The 6,000-nt window shown below is 65.5% G+C and carries 5 protein-coding genes and 1 tRNA gene; 2 read left to right on the top strand and 4 right to left on the bottom strand.

Features of this window, described 5'->3' with window-relative positions; genetic code table 11:
- On the bottom strand, nucleotides 1-599 hold a 599-nt coding region (locus G4D87_RS02220; protein ID WP_163778004.1), incomplete at its 3' end, for a hypothetical protein.
- A gap of 163 nt (nucleotides 600-762) precedes the next feature.
- The gene (locus G4D87_RS02215; protein WP_163778001.1) at nucleotides 763-1,599 is read right to left on the bottom strand and encodes a DNA alkylation repair protein; all 837 of its coding nucleotides are present in this window, start codon (nucleotides 1,597-1,599) and stop codon (nucleotides 763-765) included.
- 223 nt (nucleotides 1,600-1,822) lie between these two features.
- On the opposite strand from G4D87_RS02215, the gene G4D87_RS02210 reads away from it, so the two are divergent.
- Complete coding sequence (locus G4D87_RS02210; RefSeq protein WP_338044877.1) at nucleotides 1,823-2,194, top strand: DUSAM domain-containing protein; 372 nt, start codon at nucleotides 1,823-1,825, stop codon at nucleotides 2,192-2,194.
- 8 nt (nucleotides 2,195-2,202) lie between these two features.
- The gene (locus G4D87_RS02205) at nucleotides 2,203-5,139 is read left to right on the top strand and encodes an NACHT domain-containing protein (RefSeq protein ID WP_163777996.1); all 2,937 of its coding nucleotides are present in this window, start codon (nucleotides 2,203-2,205) and stop codon (nucleotides 5,137-5,139) included.
- Nucleotides 5,140-5,478: 339 nt separating this feature from the next.
- Here G4D87_RS02205 and G4D87_RS02200 read toward each other — a convergent pair whose 3' ends face one another.
- Nucleotides 5,479-5,718 carry an addiction module protein gene (locus tag G4D87_RS02200; protein ID WP_240357949.1) on the bottom strand — a complete coding sequence of 80 codons (240 nt, stop codon included), beginning with the start codon at nucleotides 5,716-5,718 and terminating at the stop codon, nucleotides 5,479-5,481.
- 159 nt (nucleotides 5,719-5,877) lie between these two features.
- Nucleotides 5,878-5,954 (bottom strand) — tRNA-Pro (locus G4D87_RS02195).
- Between the last annotated feature and the right edge of the window lie 46 nt (nucleotides 5,955-6,000).

The raw sequence follows: 6,000 nt of genomic DNA, 5'->3' as shown, positions 1-6,000 counted from the left end.
CCCTTGTCGCCGCCCTTGCCCCCTCCCCCGCCGCTGGGACGCAGTGGGCCCTGGTCGGGAATCACGAGCCCGTGGGGAATGGGTTCCAGGTCGAGCGCCCGGCGGATGAAATCGCGCAGCGACACGACCAGCCGCGCGGTGCCGACCTTCCGCCCGGTGACCATGTCCGCGGCAGCCTCCGCGGCGAGCCGCACCTGCTCCTCGGTGCCGAGCAACATCACATCCGACAGCGCCGCCTCGACCGCGTCGCGCGTGCGCCGACGGCGTTCGAGCCCCGGGTGGTCGAGCGGCGAAGCAAGCACGAGGCCTGGGTCGGTTTCCTGCTCGAGTGGCTCACCCGCCGCGAGCCGACGGCGCATGTCGCGCAGGTGGGTCGGGTCCACGACGAGCTCACCGGTGAATGAGCCGCCGAGCGTCTTGTATGCGGAGATCAGCGTCTTCAGCCGCTCGTTGATTTGACGGTTCTCGCGTTCTCGCCGGCGCTGGACGGTCTGCATCACCAGCAGGCGGATGCCGACGACGACCATCGACACCAGCACGAGGCTGGCCATCGTCGCCGCGAGGCCCCGCCAGGAAGTGAAGTCGAGAGAGCTCATCATCGGCGCGACGATAGCGCGTCCACCACACGGTCGCCTTGACGCGCTCGCGTGGGCCGCTGACCCGTCTTGCCGAGGAAGTGTTGTCGAACCCGGCTGGCGCATCCTCGCGCGTATCGAGCAGTGTGCCCCGGCGCCTCCGGAGTCGGCGCTGCGCCCCCCGACGTCAGCGCGCCCGCGCTCCGGCTGAAGGCTTCTTCGCGGCGGGCTTCTTCCTGGTCGAAGCGGCCTTCGCCTTCTTCGCGGATGCCGGCTTCCCTTCTCCGCGCGTCGCCTTCGCCTTGGCTGACGCCTCCATCGCCTTTCGGGCCTCGGTCTTCTCACCTTTCCGCAGCGCGAGCGCCGCGGCGATCCACTCCGGTGCGTAGCTTGAAGTGCAACCCTTCGGAATCGGTCGCGGGTCCCAGCGACCGAGGCGCTCGCCGATGGCGATGGCCTCCGGGGTGTACGCAGGCAGGTGGAGGCCAATCCAGACCAGGCAGAAGTTGATGCCCTCCTTCACCCGGTACGGTGCGTCCGGGAGCTCACGCTCGATGCGCTTGAGCGTCGCGCCTACGTCGAGCTCCTTCTCGAGTCCTCGCGCGATGCGCCCGGCGAGGAGCTTCCATCCGGCGCGGCGCGGGAGCTCCTTGCTGCCATCCATCCACTTTGCCTGGAGCCTCGGGGCGACGGGCGCATGCACGAGCACGCGACTGACGAGCTCGTCGACCAGGTTCGCGTTCGAGAGCGGCTCGAGGAGCCCGCGTGCCTCCTTCTCGGTGAGCTCCGCGGGGTCGAGCAGCATGCACGCGAGGATGCGCGCATCGTGATTGCCAGTCCCCCACAGCTCGAGTCCGAGCCCGTGGTTCGTCCCCAGCGTCGCTGCCAGGCCACGCAGCTTGCCGAGCAGCACGCCGAAGACGTTGTCGCCCACCCCGTCGCGCACGTAGCGCTGCCGCACCTTCTCGTCACCTTGGCTTTCGAGCTGCTTCATCACCTCGGACAGCATCATCGTTTTCGGCATGGGGAGCACTGCGGCGAGCGGTGGATTGAGAGCGGCCGAAGGGTGGCACGACAGGCGCCCTGGGTCGAGGACCGCATCCGCGTCGTGGATGAGTCGCAGCCGACTTCACTCCACCTTCTTGTCTGCCGTGGCCCTCTTCGCGCACGCTCACACGTCAAGCCCGCGAGGCTAGGCGGGCAAACTCTTCCAGCACACACGTGCTGGATTCATCCCGGGGTGGAACGTGGGACCGCGAGTGCCCGCATGGGAGCACGTCATCGCGATGGAACGGAGGACTTCTCCCGAGGGAGGGCTGGCCCTGCCCGGTGAGGACCGCGCGCAGGTTCAAGACGTCGCACTGGAGGTGATGATTGCGGAGGCGGAGGTCTACACGTCCTTGCGCACGCCCGAGGGGCTGGCATCGCTGCTGCGCGAGATTCGCCGTCGCGTCAGGGAGGCCGGCAAGCGGTACTCCAGCACGTTCAACGACGTGCATGACCTTCAGGAAGCAGGCGATGCCGCTGGTGCGCGGAAGGTGCTGGAGGAGTACATCGCCAGCGAAGCCATTCCCCGGTACCGAGAGTTGGCTGTGACGGAGCTGGAGCATCTGGAGTGAGGGACGCCATGTTGGAAGTGCCGGGTTGGGTCAAGGTCCTTAGCAAGCTGCTTCAGGCGGGGATGGCCGCGTGGGATGCAATCCAGAGCAGGGGCATCGACGGCAAGGAGGGAGCCGCCCTACGACTGGCGACGGACCTGCTGGGAGACCTCGGAGGGAAGCGCTCCGAGGAGCCCACGAACATGACGGCTCTGCACTTCGGCATCGTCACGCAGTGCTTCGGCTACGCGATTGGGCGTCAGTGGGCATTCAACAAGAAGTTGGCGCCGACCGGGCTTCGGCTGTTCATGGACAAGGAGCAGCGGGAGCGGGCGGACGAAATTGAGCTTCGGATGAGGCTCGCCGCCAGCTCACTTCCAAAGTTCGGTGCCGCGCTTCAACAGTCGGGGGACCTGCCCGCGAGCGTGGAAGTGGTCCGAGCAGCGGATGCGCTCTCCGCCCCCTTGTCGACGCCCTACTACCAGGCGCTCTGGAGCTCCTTCACCCACCCGAAGCTGGATGAGGGCGACGAAGCACGGGTTCCCCTCATCGACATGGAGAAGGGACGGCTGGGCTTCGAGCGTGACTTCCTGCTGGCCTATCAGCAGGTCCTGGCGTCCTCCGAAGGTCAGCGGCTCCAGCAGTATGTCGAGGGCGTGACGGGGGATTTCCGCGCGGGGACTCTGCGCGAGTTGCTGCTGCGGGACATGGCCGGGTGGAACGAGCGCCACACCTTCGGCAACCTGGAGCGGCACAACCGGCCGGAGGACGACCCCATTCCCTTCATGCCGCTGGGGAGGGTGTACGTCGAACCTGTCGCGCGCATGGTGACGAAGGCGCAGCAGGACGAGGACGCTCCGCGGGAACCGGTGCTCTCGCTCATCGAGCACTGGCTTCAGAAATCGGAGACGAACGTTGTCATCGTCCGGGCGGACTTCGGAATGGGGAAGTCGCTCACGGCACGGACCCTTGCGCAGCGTCGCGCGAGGCGGTTTCTGGATGCACGTACTCCATCTTCCAACGAGGAGATACCGGTCTTCATCCGGTGTGCCGAAGACCTTACCGAGGAGGGGTTCGATCTCAATGGGTTTGTCCGGAGGGCATGGAAGCGTGAAGCTAGCGAGTTGGGCCTTCGCCTGAAGCTCGAGGACCCTGCCCTCGCACCTCCAGGCCGCATGCAGCGAGCGCTCTTCATCCTTGATGGGTTGGACGAGGTCATTCTTGGGGAGCGGCGCCTGGAGTCATTCTTCCAGCGCATCAAGGATGAGGCCTCGGAGCAGCACCGGTTCATCATCTTCTCGCGTCCCGGCGCACTCCCGGGCGAGCGGGAGATGGAGGGCATTCCGGTGCTTGAAATACAGCCGTGGAATGAACCGCAGATTGCTGCCTGGCTCGATGCATGGCGTGCCCTGAATGGAGAAGCCGGCCCGACCCCTCCCGAACTGGAAGCGCGTCGACTGGGAGAGCTGGCCACGACTCCCATTCTCCTCTTCATGATTGCGCAGACTTGGAGCGGCCAGCCCCGTGAGGCAAGCGCAAGCCGCTCAGCGTTGTACGAGGAGTTCTTCTGGCGGATTGCCAGGGGGAAGCATGAGGCGGACCGCAAGCTGCACCAGAATGTCTTCGATGCGTCCACGAAGCTGCATCGGCATCTGGTGCAGGGGGGATGGGTGGCGGAGGCAACCGAGCCGCCGGATGCCATGCTCTGGCTCATGGGACGTGTAGCCTGGGAAGCCACGAAGCTCGACCAGCACCAGATGCTCGAGCCCCTGCGCAAGGCCGACGTGCTGACGAAGCACGGCATCACGAACCTGCTCATCAATGAACTGGGGATGGATGGCAGTGCCTCGGACACCGTTGATGCCATCCAGGTCGGGCTGCTCCTGACACTCCAGGCCCACCTGCGCTCCGGGGCGGCAAGTCAGCTCCTCTTCGGCCACAAGTCCTTCAGGGAGTTCCTGGTGGCCCGCTACTGGGCGGACCGGATGAAGGCGCTTGCCCACGCGCCCTCTCGTGACTGGGAGGAAATCGAGCTCCCGTTACTGGGAGGGAGGCTGCTCAGTCGGGAGGACCGGACGTTTGAATTCCTGCTGGAGATGCTGGACGGCGAACCGCATCCCAAGCGTGAGGCAGCCCCCTTCGGTCTGACGGAATTCGACCGCCGCTCCCTGCTCCAATGGGCTCAGGATCGCTTCGAGTCGGAAGAACCCGAAGCGCCGATATCGTCCGCTCGCGGTGGGCGTAGCCGACCACCGTCGCTACGCGATGACAGGCGTCCCTGGCTGCGCGAAGCGGCGCTCGCAATTGGAAGTTCCCTACGGGACAGTCCCGGCATGAAGCAACATGACAAGCTGACCATGAGGTCGATGCTTGCCTGGTTCTGGCTGATGCGCATCGGCCCCATCATCGTCGCGCGCAAGGCGTCCCTCGTTGGGGCTTCGATGCCAAATCTGACCATTCGAGGCGCTGACTTCAGCGAAGCCAACTTGCAAGGGGCTGATTTCTCGCAGACCACCTTGCAGCCGAGGCATATCGCAAGTGAGGTCGTCCACTTCTTCACGAGCTTTGCGAGAGCCACACTCGACGGTGCTCGGCTGACGAACGCGAACTTGTCTGGATGCCTTTTCGAAGGGGCCTCTTTACGGGAGGCCCTGCTCGTGGGAGCGGATATCCGCGGCTCGTTTTTCGCCAAGGCAATGCTGGATGGCGCGTCGATGGAACTCGTAAATGGGGATCACGCCACGTTCACTGAGGCGAACCTGACCGACGCCACACTGACGAAGGCGTCTTTCGTAAATGCGACCCTGAAGAAGGCCTCATTGGCCTCGGCCTGGTTGCATGGCACCAATTTCAAGGGAGCGGTGCTTGAAGGTGCCTCACTTCGCGATGCTCGTTTCGACGACGAGACCATCTGGCCCGATGGGTTCGACCCCGTCGCCGCCGGGGCCATTCGAGACACAGCTTGAATCTCCTCAAGCGGGGGGCGGAGCCGTGGCTGGAGGAGTCGAGACGAAGACGCACAGCATCGCGAAGCTGCTTGAGTTCATCCGAGCAGGGAAGGTGCGCATCCACGGCCACCCTGCTGCACAAGGCGAGCGTCCCGCTGGCCACCGTCACCGTGCAGCGCAATCCTGCGCCACTCCGACCCGTCCATCACCACGGAGGTGTACGGCCAGCTCGACTTCCATCCACCGCATGGCGCGGCTACGGAATAGCTGAAGCCGAGTTGGAGCCGATGCTTCAACGCTGCCGCAATAGCCGCGCACGCTCACGGACAGCTTCACGGTGGAGTTCGAGACGGACCTTCACCGCCGCTGATCGAGGCGGGCGCTGATGCGCGCCTCGACCTGCTCCCAGGAGACCGTCTTCACGCTCCCGTCGAGCACTTCACGGGCCCGGCGCTCCAGTTCCGCGGACCACTCGGCCTGGGCCCCCGGGTCCTCGGCCCCTTCCTCCAAGCTAAGCAGGAGCTTGTGGGCAACCTCGGCGCGCTCCTCGGGAGGCAGCCGCAGCACATCCGTGAGGAGTTCTTCCTTGGTCGCCATGGAGCAGAAGTTCAAGCCCCGCCCCATGCACGGACAACGAAGGCCCGGCCCGGACGGCGGCCAGAGGCGAGCCCCCGCCGCTTGCTGCCGAGGGGCACTGCGGGAAAAGAAAAAGCCCTGGAGCCTCGCTGCAAGTCAGCGAAACTCCAGGGCTTTTAATGGTCGGGGAGACAGGATTTGAACCTGCGACCCCTTGGTCCCGAACCAAGTGCTCTACCAGGCTGAGCCACTCCCCGATATGTCGCCTCGCCGGACGGTCCTTCTCGGGACCGGCGAAGTGCG

It is taken from the genome of Myxococcus vastator (genome assembly GCF_010894475.1).
In the GTDB taxonomy this organism is placed as follows: Bacteria; Myxococcota; Myxococcia; order Myxococcales; family Myxococcaceae; genus Myxococcus; species Myxococcus vastator.
Note: the sequence above shows the minus strand (reverse complement) of the source record. Positions and strands in the feature narration are given on the sequence as shown.

Bases quoted from the DNA above. Each gene is read 5' to 3' on its own strand.
- G4D87_RS02215 (WP_163778001.1), bottom strand. From the start codon at position 1,599: ATGCCGAAAACGATGATGCTGTCCGAGGTGATGAAGCAGCTCGAAAGC.
- G4D87_RS02205 (WP_163777996.1), top strand. From the start codon at position 2,203: ATGTTGGAAGTGCCGGGTTGGGTCAAGGTCCTTAGCAAGCTGCTTCAG.
- G4D87_RS02200 (WP_240357949.1), bottom strand. From the start codon at position 5,718: ATGGCGACCAAGGAAGAACTCCTCACGGATGTGCTGCGGCTGCCTCCC.